Origin of the sequence: Thalassobacillus pellis (genome assembly GCF_016908295.1) — a bacterium.
GTDB classification, from domain to species: Bacteria; Bacillota; Bacilli; order Bacillales; family Halobacillaceae; genus Thalassobacillus; species Thalassobacillus pellis.
Genome location: NZ_JAFBDO010000001.1, coordinates 66,463 through 85,666, shown reverse-complemented (window position 1 = coordinate 85,666; position 19,204 = coordinate 66,463). Strand labels below are relative to the sequence as shown.

16 protein-coding genes and 1 pseudogene are annotated in these 19,204 nt (G+C 41.8%); 13 read left to right on the top strand and 4 right to left on the bottom strand.

From position 1 onward, the window contains the following. Window positions 1-2 precede the first annotated feature (2 nt). The 4 genes and pseudogenes from JOC33_RS00450 to JOC33_RS00435 all read left to right on the top strand — a co-directional run. Window positions 3-1,133 (top strand): MBL fold metallo-hydrolase, encoded by a 1,131-nt coding sequence (locus JOC33_RS00450; protein ID WP_205089960.1) that lies wholly within the window; start codon window positions 3-5, stop codon window positions 1,131-1,133. A 20-nt stretch (window positions 1,134-1,153) separates the two neighbouring features. Continuing rightward, window positions 1,154-1,381 (top strand): sulfurtransferase TusA family protein, encoded by a 228-nt coding sequence (locus tag JOC33_RS00445; RefSeq protein WP_205089959.1) that lies wholly within the window; start codon window positions 1,154-1,156, stop codon window positions 1,379-1,381. A gap of 44 nt (window positions 1,382-1,425) precedes the next feature. Further along, window positions 1,426-2,211, top strand: a complete 786-nt coding sequence (locus JOC33_RS00440; RefSeq protein ID WP_205089958.1) for a sulfite exporter TauE/SafE family protein — start codon at window positions 1,426-1,428, stop codon at window positions 2,209-2,211. Window positions 2,212-2,275: 64 nt separating this feature from the next. After that, a pseudogene (locus tag JOC33_RS00435) lies at window positions 2,276-2,542 on the top strand (transposase); the annotation flags it as partial. Window positions 2,543-2,845: 303 nt separating this feature from the next. On the opposite strand, the gene JOC33_RS00430 reads toward JOC33_RS00435, so the two are convergent. Together JOC33_RS00430 and ligD are read right to left on the bottom strand one after the other, a co-directional pair. Continuing rightward, on the bottom strand, window positions 2,846-3,406 hold the full coding sequence (locus tag JOC33_RS00430) for a CotY/CotZ family spore coat protein (RefSeq protein ID WP_205089956.1): 561 nt from the start codon (window positions 3,404-3,406) through the stop codon (window positions 2,846-2,848). 158 nt (window positions 3,407-3,564) lie between these two features. Then, window positions 3,565-5,361, bottom strand: coding sequence for a DNA ligase D (gene ligD / locus JOC33_RS00425; protein WP_205089955.1), 1,797 nt, complete (start codon window positions 5,359-5,361; stop codon window positions 3,565-3,567). Window positions 5,362-5,463: 102 nt separating this feature from the next. Here ligD and ku point away from each other — a divergent pair, with 102 nt between their 5' ends. Continuing rightward, entirely contained in the window at window positions 5,464-6,339 is an 876-nt protein-coding gene (gene ku / locus JOC33_RS00420; protein ID WP_205089952.1) for a non-homologous end joining protein Ku, read from the top strand. A 53-nt stretch (window positions 6,340-6,392) separates the two neighbouring features. On the opposite strand, the gene JOC33_RS00415 is transcribed toward ku, so the two are convergent. Beyond that, window positions 6,393-6,950 carry a beta-class carbonic anhydrase gene (locus JOC33_RS00415; RefSeq protein ID WP_205089948.1) on the bottom strand — a complete coding sequence of 186 codons (558 nt, stop codon included), beginning with the start codon at window positions 6,948-6,950 and terminating at the stop codon, window positions 6,393-6,395. 129 nt (window positions 6,951-7,079) lie between these two features. On the opposite strand from JOC33_RS00415, the gene JOC33_RS00410 reads away from it, so the two are divergent. From JOC33_RS00410 to JOC33_RS00395, 4 genes are all read left to right on the top strand, one after another. Then, window positions 7,080-8,099, top strand: a complete 1,020-nt coding sequence (locus JOC33_RS00410; RefSeq protein ID WP_205089946.1) for a TIGR00341 family protein — start codon at window positions 7,080-7,082, stop codon at window positions 8,097-8,099. 569 nt (window positions 8,100-8,668) lie between these two features. Then, the gene (locus tag JOC33_RS00405; protein ID WP_205089945.1) at window positions 8,669-10,417 is read left to right on the top strand and encodes an ABC transporter ATP-binding protein; all 1,749 of its coding nucleotides are present in this window, start codon (window positions 8,669-8,671) and stop codon (window positions 10,415-10,417) included. Next, window positions 10,417-12,444: an ABC transporter ATP-binding protein gene (locus JOC33_RS00400; RefSeq protein WP_205089943.1), complete on the top strand. Its 2,028-nt coding sequence runs from the start codon at window positions 10,417-10,419 to the stop codon at window positions 12,442-12,444. Before JOC33_RS00405 ends, JOC33_RS00400 begins: the two co-directional genes overlap by 1 nt. A gap of 30 nt (window positions 12,445-12,474) precedes the next feature. Next, complete coding sequence (locus JOC33_RS00395) at window positions 12,475-13,284, top strand: S1C family serine protease (protein ID WP_205089941.1); 810 nt, start codon at window positions 12,475-12,477, stop codon at window positions 13,282-13,284. Window positions 13,285-13,461: 177 nt separating this feature from the next. Here JOC33_RS00395 and JOC33_RS00390 read toward each other — a convergent pair whose 3' ends face one another. Beyond that, window positions 13,462-14,073, bottom strand: a complete 612-nt coding sequence (locus JOC33_RS00390; protein ID WP_205089939.1) for a flavodoxin family protein — start codon at window positions 14,071-14,073, stop codon at window positions 13,462-13,464. Window positions 14,074-14,220: 147 nt separating this feature from the next. On the opposite strand from JOC33_RS00390, the gene JOC33_RS00385 reads away from it, so the two are divergent. The 4 genes from JOC33_RS00385 (at window position 14,221) to JOC33_RS00370 (ending at window position 19,196) form a co-directional block, all read left to right on the top strand. After that, window positions 14,221-15,015: a PRC-barrel domain-containing protein gene (locus tag JOC33_RS00385; RefSeq protein ID WP_205089937.1), complete on the top strand. Its 795-nt coding sequence runs from the start codon at window positions 14,221-14,223 to the stop codon at window positions 15,013-15,015. Window positions 15,016-15,330: 315 nt separating this feature from the next. Beyond that, entirely contained in the window at window positions 15,331-16,071 is a 741-nt protein-coding gene (gene sigI, locus JOC33_RS00380) for an RNA polymerase sigma-I factor (RefSeq protein ID WP_205089935.1), read from the top strand. Then, a complete protein-coding gene (locus JOC33_RS00375; protein WP_205089931.1) occupies window positions 16,068-17,261 on the top strand; it encodes an anti-sigma-I factor RsgI family protein in 1,194 nt (397 codons plus the stop codon). The genes sigI and JOC33_RS00375 overlap by 4 nt, the downstream gene beginning before the upstream one ends. 291 nt (window positions 17,262-17,552) lie before the next feature. After that, complete coding sequence (locus JOC33_RS00370; RefSeq protein WP_205089930.1) at window positions 17,553-19,196, top strand: DUF6583 family protein; 1,644 nt, start codon at window positions 17,553-17,555, stop codon at window positions 19,194-19,196. Window positions 19,197-19,204 lie beyond the last annotated feature (8 nt).

Below are 19,204 nucleotides of genomic sequence, written 5' to 3'. Positions count from 1 at the left end.
ATATGGCTAAAACAATTACAACCAGAGAATTGGCGGAGAAAATAGTAAATCAAGAAGAAACGCTTATTTTGGACGTAAGGAATACTGAGCAATTTGAGGATTGGAAAATAGAAGGTGGTAAGGCAGAAATCATTAATGAACCGTATTTCAATCTCCTTGATGGGGTTGAATCTCTGGATGAAAAACTAGACAAAAATCAAGAAGTCATTGTTGTATGTGCCAAAGGCGGGTCTTCTGTAATGGTGGCTGATTTACTTGATGAAGCCGGCTATCAAAATGCTTATAGTCTTGAAGGCGGAATGAAGGCCTGGAGCGAACATCTGGAACCAGTGAAAATCGCTGATTTAAGTGATGGGGGAAGCCTGTATCAGTTCGTACGGCTTGGTAAGGGCTGTCTCTCCTATGTCATTGAGTCCGACGGTGAAGCAGCTATCGTGGATGCCAACAGGATGACTGATATTTATGAAAAGTTCGCCAAAGAACGCGGGACTGCCATCACTCATCTTCTTGATACCCATTTACACGCAGATCATATATCCGGTGGTCGGAAACTAGCAGAAATAGCAGGGGGAACGTATCATCTGCCTCCTAAAGATGCGGAAGAAGTGACGTTTGATTATGCACCTTTGAAAGAAGGTAACGATATCACTGTCGGTAAAACAAAAATCAAAGTCCAGCCTATCTATTCACCAGGGCATACGATTGGCAGTACTTCTTTAATTATTGATGATAAGTATTTGCTTACAGGTGACATCCTGTTTGTTAAATCAATCGGCCGTCCAGACCTTGCTGGTCTAGCAGATGATTGGGTAAAAGATCTCCGTGAAACCCTTTACTCTCGTTACAAAGAGTTATCATATAACCTTACCGTTCTGCCTGCACATTACTCATTTGCAGAAGAGCTGCATGAAAATGGGGAAGTCTCCGCACGATTAGGAGACCTATATGAAAGAAATTCAGGATTACAGGTGGATGATACGGAAGAATTCAAAAAGATGGTAACAGAAAATCTTCCACCACAGCCAAATGCGTATGAAAATATTCGAAAAACCAATCTTGGTAAAATCTCTCCAGATACGGAGGAACAAAAAGAAATGGAAACAGGTCCGAACCGTTGTGCGGTCGAAGGATAAAAAAAGGAGGAGCTTCATTTATGGAAATAGCTAAAGTATTAGACGCAAAAGGGTTGGCATGTCCAATGCCGATTGTAAAAACAAAAAAAGCGATAGGAGATATCAGTTCAGGCGAAGTATTAGAAGTGCATGCTACTGATAAAGGCGCTAAAAGTGATCTGACTGCCTGGGCAAAATCGGGTGGGCACGAACTAATGAAAGATTCTGAAGAAGACGGTGTATTTAAATTCTGGATCAAAAAAGCTTAACGGGTGGCCCACTTTAATGGGCCACTTTTATTAGGGGGAGTTTGATGGACTTTAGTATTTATTTCTTTATTATTATTTTCATGATTGGTTTCGTCGGTTCCTTTTTATCAGGAATGGTAGGGATTGGAGGATCAATCATTAAGTACCCCATGTTATTATATATACCCCCCTTGGTAGGGTTGGCAGGATTCACTGCCCATGAAGTAGCTGGTATCAGCGCCGTTCAAGTGTTATTTGCAACTATTGGCGGGGTATGGGCTTATCGCAAAGGCGGCTATTTAAGTAAAACACTTATTATCTATATGGGGATAAGTATTTTAATAGGAAGCTTTATTGGTGGTTATGGTTCACAATTCATGTCTGATGCTGGTGTCAATCTCGTATATGGATTGCTGGCAACTATTGCTGCAGTTATGATGTTTGTTCCTAAAAATGGCCTTGATGATATTGAATTGGAAAAGGTGACATTCAATAAATGGCTGGCTGCATTACTAGCTTTTCTTGTTGGAATAGGGGCAGGAATTGTTGGAGCCGCTGGTGCGTTTATTCTGGTACCGATCATGCTTCTTGTCCTGAAAATCCCAACGAGAATGACAATTGCCACTTCCCTGGCAATCACTTTCATATCTTCCATCGGTGCAACAACCGGAAAACTATTGACCGGGCAGATTTTGTACCTGCCTGCTGCAGTTATGATTATAGCCAGCCTGATCGCCTCACCACTTGGGGCTAACTTCGGGAAGAAAGTGAATACCAAGCTGTTACAATGGATTCTGGCGTTGTTGATATTAGGGACAGCAATTAAAATCTGGATAGATATAATAGGATAATAATCAAAAAAATCAGGTTGTCGAAAAGTCTCGACAACCTGATTTTTTTTGGTATTTTTCCCAATTCAAATTGATGTTCATCGGTTATTTTTATGGCATCCGTTCCGAACGTGATTTGGAACGACAAATTCTGACCAACGTTGCGTATCGTTGGTTTTTAGGGCTAAACTTAACGGACCAAGTTCCTCATCATTCCACGATCAGTTGGAATCGCCGAACACGTTTTAAAGAGACCGACATCTTTCAGGAAGTCTTCGATGAAATCGTGCTTCAGGCTATGAACCACCGTATGATGGCGGAGAGAGTGCTCTTTACCGACTCCACCCCATTGTCATTTGCGTGGAAAAGAGAAAGTGAAGGAGAGTCTTTTTCTGTTTTAAAGAAATTCCAAAGGGCGAGGACCCTTCCACTCCTGCGGAAGAACGAGGGAGCCGAGATCGCCGAGCGTGGGTTTCGCGAGGAAGCTCGGGCGCTCGTCCGCGGAAAGGGAAGGGTCCTTCGCTCCTGGCGGTAAGAAAAAAAGCTTGCGGAAAAAACAGGGGTTTCTCCACAAGCTGAGGCAGCCAATGAGCTGCCGATTTTATTTTAATGAAAGGGGAAAATGCTGTGAGCCACACGTGTAATTCACATGTTCTTAGTGTCTGTTAGCCAGGCCGACCATTGCATTTTTGTCAGCGCGAAGGGCATTGACAGCACGAAGTCCTTTTGACACTTGAGCGGAGTTTGCAGGTACTGGTGTAGTCGGCGGGAAGCAGGTGATGCCAGTGAAGCAGCTCAGGTCTACTTCGACACATACCCCAGTGCTGAACCAGCCATCAAACAAGAACAAGTCGGAGATGGAGTCTGGTGTTTCGTCACACAAGCTAGGGAACAGCAGCTCAAGTACCGCACAGCAGTCATCCTTGAACTTTTTCACACGGAAGAACGGGGAAGGGATTGGACCAAAGCAGTCGTTATCTCTTCTCACGCCCCATGCGAAGTAAGGGAGTAAGCCGGCGAAAGTATTCTCACAACCGCACAATAGCATGAAAGGTATTGTGTCATTGCCATTTCCAGTTGGGGAAACGAGATCCCTGATGGACAATTCACAAGATCCACTGCGGCAACAGTCATTATTTGCTACAGCTTCCTGAGCGGCAAGAATCTTTCTTACTTTTTCGCAGACACAATTGTCTTTTTTGCATTTACAGCTCATATTCTTTTTACACTCCTTAATTAGATTATTACCCGTAGGTACTAATAGAATATGAGAGCAAAGCGCATATGCATGGGAGTTTGTCTCTGTGCCTTATAAATGTACGGTTGCCCGTGATAGAAACGTCCAGATGAGTTAAATGGGCAAATGGTTGCATTTTACTTTATAAACCTATCGAACACATTCATCGGCTGTTTGTTTTTAACTTCATGAAAAGTACGGAACGGACAGCCTTTTTCGTGAAGACGATCCAATGTATTATGAATGGTAAATATGGATGGGTCACTGATTTCGGGTAATTCTGCCCAATATATGGGCGTTGCTACGCTAGCCTGTTCTCGCCCGCGGGGAGAGTAGGGAGCAATGATTGTTTTCCCTGGAGCATGCTGGATATGATCGACATACAGCCTGCCATGGCGGTTTTTCTTCAACCGTTCTGTTGTAAATGAATCTGGATCATACTGAACCAAGGTTTCAGCAATGATTTCTGTGAATTTTGCTGTTTCTTCATAACTGAGCGTATTTTCGGGCAGTGGCAGGTATACCTGAAGGCCTTTTCCACCTGAAGTTTTTACGAAATGATGGAGACCTAAGTTATTAAATATAGCATGCAGCTGGGTGGCAGCATTTACTGCCATGTCAAAGCTGTTATCATCAGGAGGATCCAGGTCAAAAACTATTTCCGACGGATATTTGCTATTACTTTGTTGGAAAGGAACGTGATACTCGATAGCAGCCTGATTACCAAACCAGGCTAAAGCTTCTACAGAATCTATCAGCTGCGTTTTTTCCTTGGTTGCTTTAATGAAATCTGGAGCATATTCAGGCAGGTGTTTCTGGTAAAATGCCTCCCCCTTCACACCATCGGGAAACCGTATGACAGTAAGGATACGATTGTCCAGGAATGGTTTCATATAGGGATAAACCTCTCGCAAATATCCGATCAGTAATTGTTTTGTCACGCCACTTTCAGGATAAAGCAGTTTATCAAGGTTCGTGTAATTTATTTCAGGCGGCATACTCAACTGCCAGTTAAGTTTATCTCTGGTGCAAGCTTCCACTTCTTGATCCAGCCTGAATGCTGCAAAGGATGGCTCGCGCAGCTCTTTATCGTGGATCCCAAGGCAATGGATATCCATACATATAGCAGGAGGAAGGAGGTAGGTTTGCCCTTGTTTTTCCCCTTGCTCCCTTACGAATTTCCTTAATGTATCCCGGTCTTTATCATCCAGTCCATGTTTACATTTACCAATTGAAAGTAGATTTCCATCATCATACACGGCTATTCCGAAATAATCGTTTGAAGGATGGAAGCTTGTCAATATGCCCGTAAGGGTCCGCCAATTTTTTATTTTCAACCAGTCCGGTCGCTTCCCTTCCCGGTAATGGGAGTGTTTATTCTTGGCGACAATCCCCTCACCCATATGCTCATCCAGCTTACGGAACAATGTTTCATAATTATCAGAGGATTGGACGTAACCCAGTGGTGATTCCATGGAAATTTCCCGTGGAAGGTTCAACGATTGGAATACTTTTACGAGGTTCTTTTTTCTGTGTTGATAAATAGCTTTTTTTGTATCAAGCAGGTCAAATGCAAGAAAGTGTGCAGGTCTGTCACGACTAATCTGCTCAATGCTTTTTTTGCTGCGCATGCGTGAACGTTTTTGCAGCATGGAAAAATTAGCCTGCAGTTCTGTATTTAATATAACCAGCTCTCCATCAAGGCTAAGCGGCAGGAGGTCAGATATTTCATCAGTTTTATCTTCACAAAAAGAGATAATTTCGGGGAATTGATCTGTAAATGAAATCCCGTTTCGGCTAATGAGTTGGATATCGTCTTTTTTCCAATGAAGCAGACAGCGAAAACCATCGTATTTCACTTCATAGAGCCATTCGCGGCCAGAAGGAATTTTTTCAGATAAGATTGGTTTCATAACTTTTTCTGGTTTCTTCAAGGCAGATCACCTCCAATGATTACATTAGTTTGTGAAATCGCCGAGATGCTAAACATAAAACAACCCAGGAAGCACACACTAAGTAAAAAAAGAGGTGGAACGATGCATACGATGTGGAAAGGGACGGTCAGCTTCGGGTTGGTCAATATCCCTATCAAGCTGCATGCAGCTACGGAAAATAAAGACGTCAAACTGCGTCAGCTTCATAAAGAATGCCAGTCGCCAATCAAATATGAGAAGGTGTGCCCGGTCTGCGAACGGGAAGTGGAACAGCAGGAAATTGTGAAGGCATATGAATATGCCAAAAACAAATTTGTCATGCTTGATGAAGAGGAAGTCGCTGAACTGAAAAAGGAAAATACCGATAAATCTGTTGAGATCGTTGACTTTGTAAAATTGGAGGAGATCGATCCGATTTATTTTGAGAGAAGCTATTATTTATCCCCAAATGAAGGGGGATCTAAAGCCTATGTCCTTTTACGGCAGGCCTTACAGGATACTGGAAAAATCGGTGTGGCAAAAATCATGATCCGATCAAAGGAGCAGCTTGCTGTCATACGTGTCTATCAGAATACACTGGTGATGGAAACGATACATTACCCGGATGAAGTGAGGAATACGGTTGATGTTCCGAATGTACCTGAAGAGGAGGAAACTGTTAAAAAGGAATTAGACACGGCGAAGATGTTAATTGACCAGTTAACGACCGAATTTGACCCGGGTAAATACCAGGATGATTACCGGAATGCCTTACTGGAGCTTATCGAGGAACGGAAGAATCAGGACCAGGTGGCGACAGCTAAAGATAAGAAAAAGCCGGATAATGTTACCAATCTGATGGATGCTCTCCAAGCTTCACTGGATAAAGCTAACAAAGGAACAGGCAAAGGAACAGGCAAAGGAAAAACAACAAAAAAGAAAACAACAACATCCAAGAAAAAAGCTTCTACAAATAACAAAACAAAAAAGAACGCATAAAAAAAGGCTGTTTGTCAGTTTATGTACTGTCAAACAGCCTCCATTTTTAAGTGTTATTCATAACCTCGAGTGACTAAATCCAACCGACCAGTTCCTGGGTCGATGACAAGACCATGGACTGGGGTTTTCTTTGGCAGCAATGGATGGTTACGTACCATGTCGACACTGTTTTGAACAGAATCCTCCACACGCTCAAATCCTTGGAGCCAATTCTTGACGTCCACACCAGCATACTCTAGCGTTTCAAAGACTTCATCTTTGACACCCTGCTCTTTCATCTTACTGATCGTTTGTTCACCATTATAATGTTTCATTCCGCAGTCATGGTGTCCAATGATGAAAATCTCATCGGCCTGCAACTCGTAAACAGCAACCATTAGACTGCGCATGACACTTCCAAACGGATGGGTCAGTATTGCCCCGGCATTTTTGACCATTTTAATGTCCCCATTTTTAACATTCAGTGCTCGTGGCAATAGTTCCACAAGTCTTGTGTCCATACAGCTGAGGACAACTATCCGTTTATCAGGGAATTTGTCAGTCTGATAAGGAATGTAACTTTCTTCTTCGACGAATTTCCTGTTCTGTTCCAATACTTCATCTAAATACATCTAATCCCTCCTTGATTCACTAGCTTCATTTTATCAAAAACTATCGAAAATTTGGACTTAGAAGGTGTGTAAATTTTCATTGTCCTAGGAAAGCTATAAATAATTAGCTGCTGAAGGGAAATAACAGAAATGGAATTTAAGGTTATCGACGTATATATCCCATCTCAAAAAAGTGGGGAAGTTTTTGAAAAGCTTCAAGAGTTCGAACAGCAATCCAGTTGGATGACAGAGGAAAAAGAAGGAAGAACCAGGGTACGAATCATAGTCAGCAACCATGAAGTGGAAGATATCTTAAACTACCTTGAAGGCCTTACACATGAGCAAGAAACGGAAACGCTGCTAGTACCTGTCGATGCTTACTTTTCCAAGGATACACTCGATAAGAAAAAAGCAGAGGAAGAAGGCGAAGAAGGAGATGGGGAGGACAGCAGACTATTAAGGGCAAGCCGTCATGAGTTGCTTACAGCTATCGAAGATAATAGTACAATCACACTAAACTATACGATTATGATTGTAGTTTCTGCGATTGTAGCAACAGTCGGCTTTCTTAAGAACAGTGAGGCTGTTGTAATTGCTGCAATGGTCATTGCCCCTTTAATTGGTCCTGTCATCGCAATTGCCTTTGCATCCATTTTAGGTGATTATAGAAGAATCGGAAAAGCAATCACAGTCTTCCTGTTAGGTTTCTTCCTTGTGCTTGGTATTTCCGTATTATTTGGTTATGTATATGGGGTGGAAATAAAGACTGAACAATATTTAGCTCGCACAGAAGTTACCATTCCCGATATATTTTTGGGTATTGCTTCAGGAGTTGCTGGAGCACTGGCTTTTTTGAATCACTTTCCAGGGAACTTGGTTGGAATTATGGTTGCTATAGCATTGCTTCCTCCTACTGTAGCTCTGGGTATTTCGCTCGGTGATGGCGTGTGGAGCCATGCATATGGTTCCATCCTATTAGTACTGCTGAATATGTCATCCATCCTTTTATCAGCAATGATTATATTTTCCCTCAGTGGAATCAGACCGGTAAAATGGGCAGAAGTACAAAAGGCAAACGTTTCCCGTCCGATCTCCATAGTTTTTATCCTTATTCTTCTATCGATTCTTGCTTTTACGATTGTTTTTGGAAACGGAATAGAAGCCACTTGAACGAAAGTTTTCACTTATTTTGAGGATGGTATTGATTAAATTTTTTGAAAACTATATAATTAAATAACCAATAAAGCAAAGGAGGTCACGACGATGAAAAAGCGGATTGCACTTATTGTTGTTGCTGAATCAATTTCATATCGAGCGTGGCCGCGCTGTATTTTGCTTTAACAGTATTTTATATTACGTTGAAAGTTACTTAGGCTGCGTATCACTTCGTGGCCTTTTTATGTGTGTAGAGCATGCGCGAGAGGCGTATGCTCTTTTTTTATACATTGGTAAAAGGCATAAAATTTAAGCGAGGAAGCTTCTCGACGCAGTGAAAATTTTTAAGTTCCAAGTATAAGAAGAATGACGCATTCATGGAAGTACGAGTGACTATGGGTTATTTCTGATTTAGGTATGAAGCATTACTATGCTTTATATAAAGGCTCTTTTTTAAAGAGTTGAAAATGGGCTGAATAAATAAAGGAGGAAAAAAAGATGGAAAAAATCACGCAACTCAGGCAGGTAGTAGAAGATTGGAAAGATAGCGGCTAGTCAGTGTATAAACGAAAGGATGTGAGATAATGTTTGGAGTGTTTGGAAAGTTAAGCTGGTTTTTTAAGCAATATTGGAAGCGATATACCTTTGCAATTGTAGCGCTGGTTATCGCAAGTATCATCGATATCATTCCGCCTAAACTTGTCGGGATGGCAATTGATGAAATACAGTTCAACGATTTGACTTCTGAGCGGATGTTGGAAATCCTTTTCATATATGGAGGATTGATCATCGCCAGTTATACTATAAACTTTTTTTGGGATTACATGTTGTTCGGCGGGGCAGTCATCATGGAAAAAACGATGCGCTCACGGCTGATGAATCATTTTCTGAAAATGACCCCGACATTCTTTGGAAAGTTCCGGACGGGAGATCTGATGGCCCGTGCTACGAACGATTTGAAAGCGCTCAATATGACAGCAGGTTTTGGCATTTTAACAGCGGTAGACTCCTCAATTTTTATGCTTCTATTGATTGCCGTGATGGGGTTCACAATCAGCTGGAAGCTTACATTGGCTGCACTGCTGCCTTTGCCGATTATGGCGATTGTCATGAATCGCTACGGAAAAGTCATTCATGAGCGGTTTATGAAAGCACAAACCGCTTTTGGCGATATGAATGACGATGTTCTGGAATCAGTGAAAGGTGTACGGGTGATTCGGGCTTTTGTGCAGGAAAAACAAGATGAACAACGGTTCCACAAGATGACAGAGGACGTGTACAAGAAGAATGTTGAAGTTGCTAAAATTGATGCTTTATTTGAACCGACAATAAAGGTTCTAGTAGGCATCTCCTACACGATTGGACTTGGATATGGGACTTCTCTGGTATTCCAAAATGTGCTTACACTCGGGGAGTTAGTCTCCTTTAACGTTTATCTCGGAATGTTAATTTGGCCGATGTTTGCAGTTGGGGAATTGATTAATGTCATGCAGCGTGGAAATGCTTCACTGGACAGGGTGAATGAAACAATCGATTATGCACCTGATGTAAAAGAACCAGAATCACCTAAAATCGCGAAGAGACCTGAACGAATTCTATTTGAAAATGTTGATTTCAAATATCCGGATAACGAAATTAACCGTCTTGAAAAAGTGAATCTAAACATTGAACGTGGTCAGACGATCGGAGTGGTCGGAAAAACCGGTGCAGGTAAAACGACCCTGTTCCGTCAGTTATTACGGGAATACTCCGGTATGAGTGGAAAACTTACCATATCGGGAGTCGATATAAACGATTTTTCTCTTGATATGACCAGGTCTTGGATTGGTTATGTGCCTCAAGAGCAAATATTGTTTTCGAAAACGGTCCGGGAAAATATTCAATTTGGAAAAGACGATGCCAGCGATGAAGAGATTTTTCGTGTCATGGAGCTTGCCCACTTTCTGGATGATATCAAAAATCTTCAGAAAGGTTTAGACACAAAAGTCGGCGAAAGCGGTGTCACCTTATCTGGAGGACAAAAGCAGAGAGTAGCTATCGCACGAGCATTTATCATGGACCCGGAAATTTTGATTCTTGATGATGCCATGTCTGCTGTGGATGGTAAAACGGAAGCGAACATCATACAGCATTTGAAGGAAGAACGGAGAGGAAAAACCACGTTTATTGCAGCACATCGTCTTTCTGCGGTTGTCCATGCTGACCATATTATTGTCATGGATGAAGGAAAGATAATGGAAGAGGGGACTCATCAACAATTGATGGCATTGAATGGCTGGTATAAAACCCAGTATGAGTCGCAGCAATTGGAAGAAAGGGGGCAGGTTTCCTGATGAAAGGCTCAACGGAAAGAAAGTTATTTCAATATGCATGGAAATTCAGAAAAAGCATCGGGATTGGACTGATATGTCTGATCATCGCGGTTGCATTGGAACTGACCGGCCCTTTCATCGCCAAACGGCTCATTGACCAGCATGTAGTCGGAATTGAGTCGCAATGGCATCAAGTCAGTGAAAAAGATGATTTTACAGTGACGTATGAGGGAGGACTTTACAAACGGGAAGACCATTTGCTAGAGGAAGATAATTCTTCTGATAAAGCGACCATCCTCCAAGTGGGACGCAGCTATTATTTTATTGAAGACGCTGTTCCTACGACAGGAAGCCGGAATATAAACGAAGGGAAAGTAATTATTGAAACTCCTGACGGCACAGTCACTGCCCAGGCGGAAAAGCTTTCATTGGAAGAATTATATGGTTTTTTCGCGCCTGAACGACCAGCTATTTTCAAATTGCTTGCCTTGTATGTGGCATTGTTATTGATTGCATCGGTGTTTCAATTTGGGAATACCTATTTGCTGCAAAAGACATCAAATCGTATCATACAGAAAATGAGAAAGGATGTATTTCAGCATATTCAACGGCTGCCGATTAATTATTTCATCAATCAGCCAGCAGGGAAAATCGTCGCAAGGGTTACAAACGATACGGAAGCGATACGGGAATTGTATGTCCGTGTACTGGCTACATTCGTGACAAGTATCGTCTATATGACCGGTATCTACGTTGCTTTGTTTTTGCTGGATTTACGGCTTGCCCTTATCTGCCTTTTACTATTGCCGATCATTATGGCGTGGATGCGGGTTTATAAACACTTTGGCGGGAAGTACAACAAGGTTGTAAGGTCCACTGTCAGTGATATGAATGGGAACATCAACGAGGCAATACAGGGCATGTCCATCATTCAGGCTTTCCGGCGACAGAATCAGACGTCAGAGGAATTTGAATCCTTAAATGATAAGCACTTCACTTATCAGCGGAAATTAATTCGCTTGAGCGCCCTGACTTCCCATAATCTAGTCAACGTTCTTCGTAATTTGGCTTTTGTAGCGTTTATTTGGTATTTCGGCTCTCAAGCACTCGGGGCAGAAGGGTTGATTACTGTCGGTGTGCTGTATGCATTTGTTGATTATCTGAATCGATTATTCCAGCCTGTCAACGACCTCGTTCATCAGCTTCCACAGCTGGAACAGGCCAGGGTGTCTGCAGGACGCGTATTTGACCTTATGGCAGAAGACGGAGAAACGGTGGATGAGGAAAATCTTCCACGTTATAAAGGTGAAGTAAAGTTTGATCATGTTTCTTTTGCTTATGAAGGTGATGAGTATGTCTTGAAGGATATTAATTTTGAAGTGAAAGCCGGTCAGACAGCGGCCTTTGTCGGCCATACTGGGTCAGGTAAAAGTTCGATCATGAATCTGCTGTTCCGTTACTACGATCCGCAGAAAGGGAGAATAACCATTGATAATCAATCGATTCATGAGTGGTCACGCCAGCAGGTTCGAAGCCATATGGGAATCGTTCTTCAGGATCCATTCTTATTTACGGGTACTATTTTGTCGAATGTAACGATGAATGATCCAAACATTTCCCGGGAAATGGCGATTGATGCTTTGAAAGCAGTAGGCGCTGACCGTTTCATTGAAAAGCTCCCTGGTAAGTATGACGAACCAGTCAAGGAAAAAGGAAGCACGTTATCCATGGGGGAGCGGCAGTTAATATCTTTTGCCCGAGCCCTTGCGTTTGATCCGGCTATTCTTATACTTGATGAAGCGACTGCCAATATAGATACTGAAACGGAACAATTAATCCAGGATGCTTTACAAGTGTTGAAGAAGGGCAGAACCACCTTAGTAATTGCTCATCGTCTATCCACCATTCAACAAGCAGATCAAATTATTGTTCTCAGTCATGGTACAATGAAAGAAAAGGGAACACATGATCAGCTGATTGCCGAGAAGGGGCTTTATTATCAAATGTATCAAATGCAGAAAGGTAAGCTGAAAGCAAAGGCTATGTAATGTTCCCATCCAATCTGAGGTGTTGCCGCCATGAACAGCGATGATCAAAAAAGAGATATCATTGATGAAGATCTTTATGAAGAAATGGATGAAGAGGAACTATACGAATTAGTCCAGGAAGAAAAGAGAAAAGCATTAGCCAAAGAACAGGCAGAAGAAGCAGAACCGAAACGCCCATTCCCGAAGTGGGCGTTTTGGTTGATTGCAATAATTATGGTAGTAAACCTGGGAGCTGTTATTCCTCAGACTTTTTCTATTCCTGCAATTGACTTCCTCGTCACGTCCGCCAAGCTGTCGAATGATGCTGATATCCAGGAATATAAAAAATCAATAGTCGTCATTGAAGCCGGCCAAAGCAAAGGCACAGGGTTTGCTATTACACCAGATGGCAAAATAATAACGAATCATCATGTCATTGAGGGAGAAAAAAGAATATCAGTGGCATTTCCAGAGGAAGGCTTATACCAAGCCGAAATAGAGGCAGCTTATCCGGAAGTTGATTTGGCAGTATTGGATGTTGAAGGGAATGGGCTGCCGTATCTGGAGCTTGCAACCGAGACATCCTTCACAGAAGCAGCATCGATTTATTTTATTGGGAACCCCCTTCGTTTTACTGGAATAGCAAACAAAGGGAGCATTATCGGCTATACAGAACTTGATGATTGGTCGCAGCCCGTGCTGATGCTGGATGCACCGATATACAAAGGAAACAGTGGAAGTCCGGTCATTAACGAAAATGGTAAGGTGATCGGTGTCGTGTTTGCTACTCTCAGGCATGATGAACATGGGAAGGTTGGATTAGCAGTACCAATTGACTATTATTATCAAAAAAGCGATTAGAAAAGGGGTTGTCCCACCCCCGCAGGGCAAAGCCCGAGGAGACTTGTCGTCTTCCCCGTGGAAAGGGAATCGTTTCCCAGCCCCGCTTTTCCGGTATCAGCAATACAGATAAGGCTGCCCCGATTAGTCTATCAAAGACTTATGGGGCAGCCCCTTTTTGTTCCCCCAAAAGGAAGTTTAAGGTTTGATGGTATTTCCCAACGTTGGAATCGGGTGGAAATGAAACAGTTCTGCGAAATGAATTAGATTATAAGTCATCCGTTCGATATTTTGAAATGAAGTTACTTCATCCTTTTCCATTTCCTCATTTTCTTCCTCCCAATTTTCAAAAGCAGCATGAGCGTGCGGGGGTATTGTGAAACCCAGCATTGACAGACGATAAAAAATAGATTGTGCCGCCAACCGGGCTCCATCTTCATTACCGCCAGCTACAATGACACCGGCAACTTTATTATAGAATAGTGTTTGTCCTTTCGGGTTAGTCATATCATGATAGCCTTGTAATCTTTCCAGGATCAAAGAGGCGATACTACTTTTCTCGCCCATAGCAATAGGGGTTCCAATAATTACAATGTCTGCTTCTTTTATTTTATCAAAGATGAACGGCCAGTCATCGTCTCCGTCCAACCGGCTGGTAATTCCAAAGGATATATGGAAATCCCTCAAGTGGATCCGATTTGTATCTATATGCTCTGCCTGCAGCAGCTGGGCGGTCTCATGCAGTAATTCCTCAGTATCACTGGTATCTGTACCTGGTTTTAAACTGGTATTGAGCAATACTGCTTTCATAGTCATCCCCTCCTTTCGACTCACAATCTATTGTTTCTATACCTGTTACATCATAAGAATAAACACTGTGACACGGGGTATTCTAAGTTTTACACAGCATGTCACGTGGTAAATTTTTAGTAAACGATACCTTTTAGGAGTGATTGCATGCTTTACCATGTAAGTAAGCTGGAGCATTATAATATCTTGGCTGAAGATGGAGAGCTGGGTAAAGTAAAAGATCTTTATTTCGATGACCATAAGTGGGCGGTTCGCTATTTAGTTGTAGACACAAGAAAATGGCTGCCTGGTAAAAAAGTGGTTGTGTCTCCTTCAGGGTTTGACTCTGTCGTGCCTGAAGAGCAAGCCATTTATATTCGAGATAAAAAAGAGGATATCAGAAATAATGCGAGTCTTGAGGAAAAACAGGCCTTTTCCCGTGAGAAAGAAATGGAATTGACGGATTTCTTTGGTTGGAAACAATATTGGGCAGGCGACTATTTATGGGGAGGTTACGGTTCTCCACTTGCTACTATGCCTGAGCCAGGCCAGAAGGAAATGCTTGCCGCAAAAGAAAATAATCCGCCAATTGAAGAAGGTAAGTATACAGGCGATGATAAACTAAGGAGTATTGAGGAAATCAAAGGCGCAGTGAAACATGGAATTGTCCACGGGAAAGATGGAAAAGCTGGCTATATAAGTGACATTATCGTGGATGACGAGACATGGAAAATTCGCTATCTAGTCGTTAATACAAGCGAATGGTCCACTAATTTCCAAGTATTGCTTTCCCCGGCCTGGCTGCAATCCATTGACTGGGTCGATAACAACTTTTATATCGATCTGAGCCTTGAAACGATTGAAGCAGGACCAAATTATGATAAACACCAGGAAATTACAGAAGAATTAGAAGAAGAAATTTATCGAAAATACCAAAAAGAACCATATTGGATAAATAAATGAAAAAATATAGGAAGCCCTCCCTAAAAAGGTGGGGGCTTTTTTCATGGATAAAAACCGTAAGGGGTATAATGGTCTATTTTTTGAAATGATTATTTAATAAAATGTAAACATCCTGTGCTAGATACATAGGCATATTTTAGGTAAGATAGCCATGTCGAATTAAAACGAATAGTCTATTCCCCTTAATATAAAGGTGAACATTGGAAACATGGCATGGTTGAAATCTTTTTGTAATATAAATGAAAAAATTTTAATATTACACCCAAAAAAACGAATAACGATTCGAAATTTCTTAATAGCTGGAGGTGATAAAGGTTGATCAGGAGTTTGTTTTCAAAAAGAACTGACACCTCCCTGGATGAACAAGTAGATCTGGCTAAGCAGGGAGACGAAGAAATTCGTAATCACCTTTTAAAGCAATATCAACCTTTTATCGCCAAAAATGTTTCCGAAGTTTGCAAGAGGTATATCGATCAAAACTCAGATGATGAATTCAGTATTGGTCTATTGGCTTTTAATGAAGCGATAGATTCGTTTTCCTCCGATAGGGGCAGTTCCTTTCTGTCATTTGCCCGTTTAGTCATCAAAAGGAAGGTCATCGATTACATCCGTAACGAACAAAAGCACTTGGTGGCTGCTTCCCTTGATGAAGAATATGAGAATGAGGAGCAAATGGAAAACCCTTCGGAAGTAATAGCTGCTAAAGAACATTACGAACGCGAAACAGAAGCATGGTACCGCAGAGAAGAGATCAAAGACTTTCAGATTAAACTGAAACAGTACAGGCTTTCTTTCAAAGAGCTTACAGAGGTATCACCGCAACACAGGGATGCCCGTGATTCTGCTGTTAAAGTGGCGAGGCAGATTCATGACGATGAAGCTCTCAGAGAAAAAGTACTGGAAAAGGGAAGGCTCCCGATCAAGGATCTCATTGACCGTGTGGAAGTGAGCAAAAAAACGCTTGAACGCAATCGTAAATTCATTCTGGCAATGGTCATTCTGATGAGTGGAGATTATGTGTACCTTCAAGATTATATTAAGGGGGTGGGTATGTGAAAAAAGGGATTGTCATGGAACATCACCGCCGTTATACGATTGTTATGACGGAATTAGGTACCCTCCAGAAAGCAAAACGTATTGATGGTGCAGAAATAGGTTCGGAAGCAATTTTTGAACCTAAATATGAGGGTATGGTCAACTTCTTTCAAAGACTATTCGGTCGAGGGCAAGTTAAATTGGTTGCCATGGTTGCTGTATTATTGATAGCTATATTCCCTATTTATTCCTGGTATGATGGCAATCAGACCTACGCATACGTCAACCTCGATATCAATCCTAGTATTGAAATGAAAGTTAACGAAAACAGGAAAGTGCTGGAGTTGATTCCCGGTAATGAAGATGCTGCCCATATTATTGAGGTATTATCAAACTGGGAAAAGGATCCGGTAGAAAAAGTGATCGCTTCCATTGTTGAAACCAGCCGAAAAGAAGGCTATCTTAACGCAAGAAACAGCGTACTGGTAGGGATCAGCTATGTTGATGAAACACGTAAAGGTAACTTCACAAAGCAAATAGAGGATTATATGGATGAACGTTTTTCCACGCTGTCAATTGCTACATTCATCATTCCGGAAAGTCTTCGCAGAAAGGCCGAAAAGAGTAATGAGTCAGTGAACAAGATAATGGCAGATTCTTTGTCCGACTCTAAAAAGCAAAAAGTAGAGACGAAAAAAGAACAGGTCAACCTCGATAAAGCTGATAAAGAAATCATACAATCATTTTATAACGAAGAAGCACCTTCCACTAATGCAAAGGAACAGAAATGGAATAGCCCTGATCACTTTACTCCTGAAAATGACCCCAAGAATGGTAATAAACCTGACCCTGGTAACAAGCCAGAACACCCCGGTAAAGGAAAGGGAACTGAAAAATTCAACGATGAACATCCAGGTAAAGGAAAAGGACTCGAAAAGTTCAAAGATGGGCATCCTGGTAAAGGTAACGGAATAGGGAAAGAAAAAGGGAATGATACTCCTCAAAGCTCGAAGCCGTCAGACCGGCAAAAGGGGGAGGATCATTCTCATTCCCGCATGAATAAAGATAAGAACGAATTACCAGTGAATGGAAAAGAAAAGGGGCACCACCCTTCCGGTAAAGAGAAGAAAAAGGACCACCCTCACGGCAAGGGTAAGAAAAAAGACCATCCGCACGGCAAGGGTAAGAAAAATGGAAAACATGAAAAATAAGCTACTCACAGAAAAAGTGCATCTGGACCGTCCAGGTGCACTTTTTTATATATTGAGAAAGAAAAAGAATTTACAAAGAAGCTTACCGGCGTAAATGCGCGTTTTCTAAATAGATTGTAGTATCTTCACATATATGTTCCGTCTCTTTCTTTCCCTGACGTAACTTCATATTCCTATTTATGTATTTCCGTAGTATACTTATATTGGAAAAAATTGCTGATTTCATGCAACTTTCCACCAGTTTCTTCGTACATATAGTTATAATCATTTAAACGGTCAGGGGGAAAAAGAATGCGTAGTGAAAAGGGGACAAGCCCTGCTGCAAAGAAAAGATTCAGTGGAGTGAAAAGCTGGGTTTTTGTCATTGTAACAGTGGTACTGGTAGCGGGGATCGGCGCAACAGCCTTCGGTATGTTGAAGAATAATAACCCGATGGCAAGATATTTAAGTGCCGAAAAGAATACATTAGAAAAACAGATGAATCTGATGGACGAGTTTTCCGGTGATATGGAAGAGGTTCAGGAGAAGATGCTTAAGGAAGCATTTAAGACCGAATCTACTATTAAAGCCGATGTGGATATTACGGAAGGCGGCCAGAATCTAGGTGCTATGCTGCCGATGATTCAAGGGCTAATATCTTCGGCTCAGCTGGAAACAACACAAATGCTCGATCCTGAAACAAAAGACACGTTTATGGCATTTGACCTGCTTCTTCAGGGTCAAAGCCTCGGAAATGCAGAAATATATCAAACAGATGAGAAAACGGCTGTGAAGGTACCTTTTTTATATGAAAAATACTTTTCCCTGCAAAATAATAAACTTGGGGAACTATTAGCAAGAAGTGGCCAGCCTGTAGATATGAATGAAATTCCTAATTTAGCAGAATACCAGACTTCTGGACTGACTGCAGAAGAAGCAGAGGAAATCGTTTCGGACTATGCAATTGCCCTTGTAAAGGAACTGGAAAGTGACCAGTTTGCACTGGAAAAAGGCGTTAACTTTGAAGGAAAAGAATTGGATAAAGTAACCGTTACACTTTCTGAGGAAGAAGCGAAGGACTTGATAACGGTCCTCGTTGAGAAGATGAAAAAAGACGAGCGAATATGGAAACTATTCGAAAACCAGTTGTCTTTCAATCTGCCTGAGGGACAAGCTGAGAACGCAGTCAAGGAAGGCAAATCTTCATTAGATGAACTAATTGCAGGCATCGATCAGCTACAGCTGCCAGAAGGAGTCAAATTAACAGCATATCTTGATGGAGACCTTGTGGTTAATCGGGAGATAGCATTTGATATCAAACCTGCAAAGGATGTTCCAACTGCTTCTGTTGCCTTACACACTTCTTATGCAGAGGAAGATAAAAATTCCTATACTTCCACGATAGATATGTCTGTGAAACAGGAAGGTGAAAAGAGCTCTTTCCATGTAAACTATCAAGAAAACGGCAAGAAAAAAGAGGAGAAGTGGAATATAGAACAGGATATAGCATTCAAGCTAACGGAAACAGGCGAGTCCTCGACTGTTAGTGTAGCATTATCATCCATTTTGGCAGAAGGGAACACGGAAACGACATTCGACGTCAACCTGGAGGGTGATGCATTTGCTGGCCTGCCTGTACCTGAAATTGGCGGTTATTTAAATACAGAAACGAAAACGGAAAAGGAAACGGTGAATCGTCAGGTAGTCTTAGGATTAGATCTTGGCATGAAAGATCCGATGATAGGACCTGTCGCAGGTACTGTTGAATTCCAAGTGGATACTGCTACTACTTTTACCAGTGATTTTGATTTTCCTGAGTTAGCCGCAGAGAACACAGTCAACCTGGCAGAAACAAGTGACCAGGAGCTGGAATCGATTATGAAAGAAATCGAAAATAATGTACAGGAATACTACATGAATATGTTTGGAAGCTTTGGGGGACTTGGAAGCTTCTGATTGAAGTT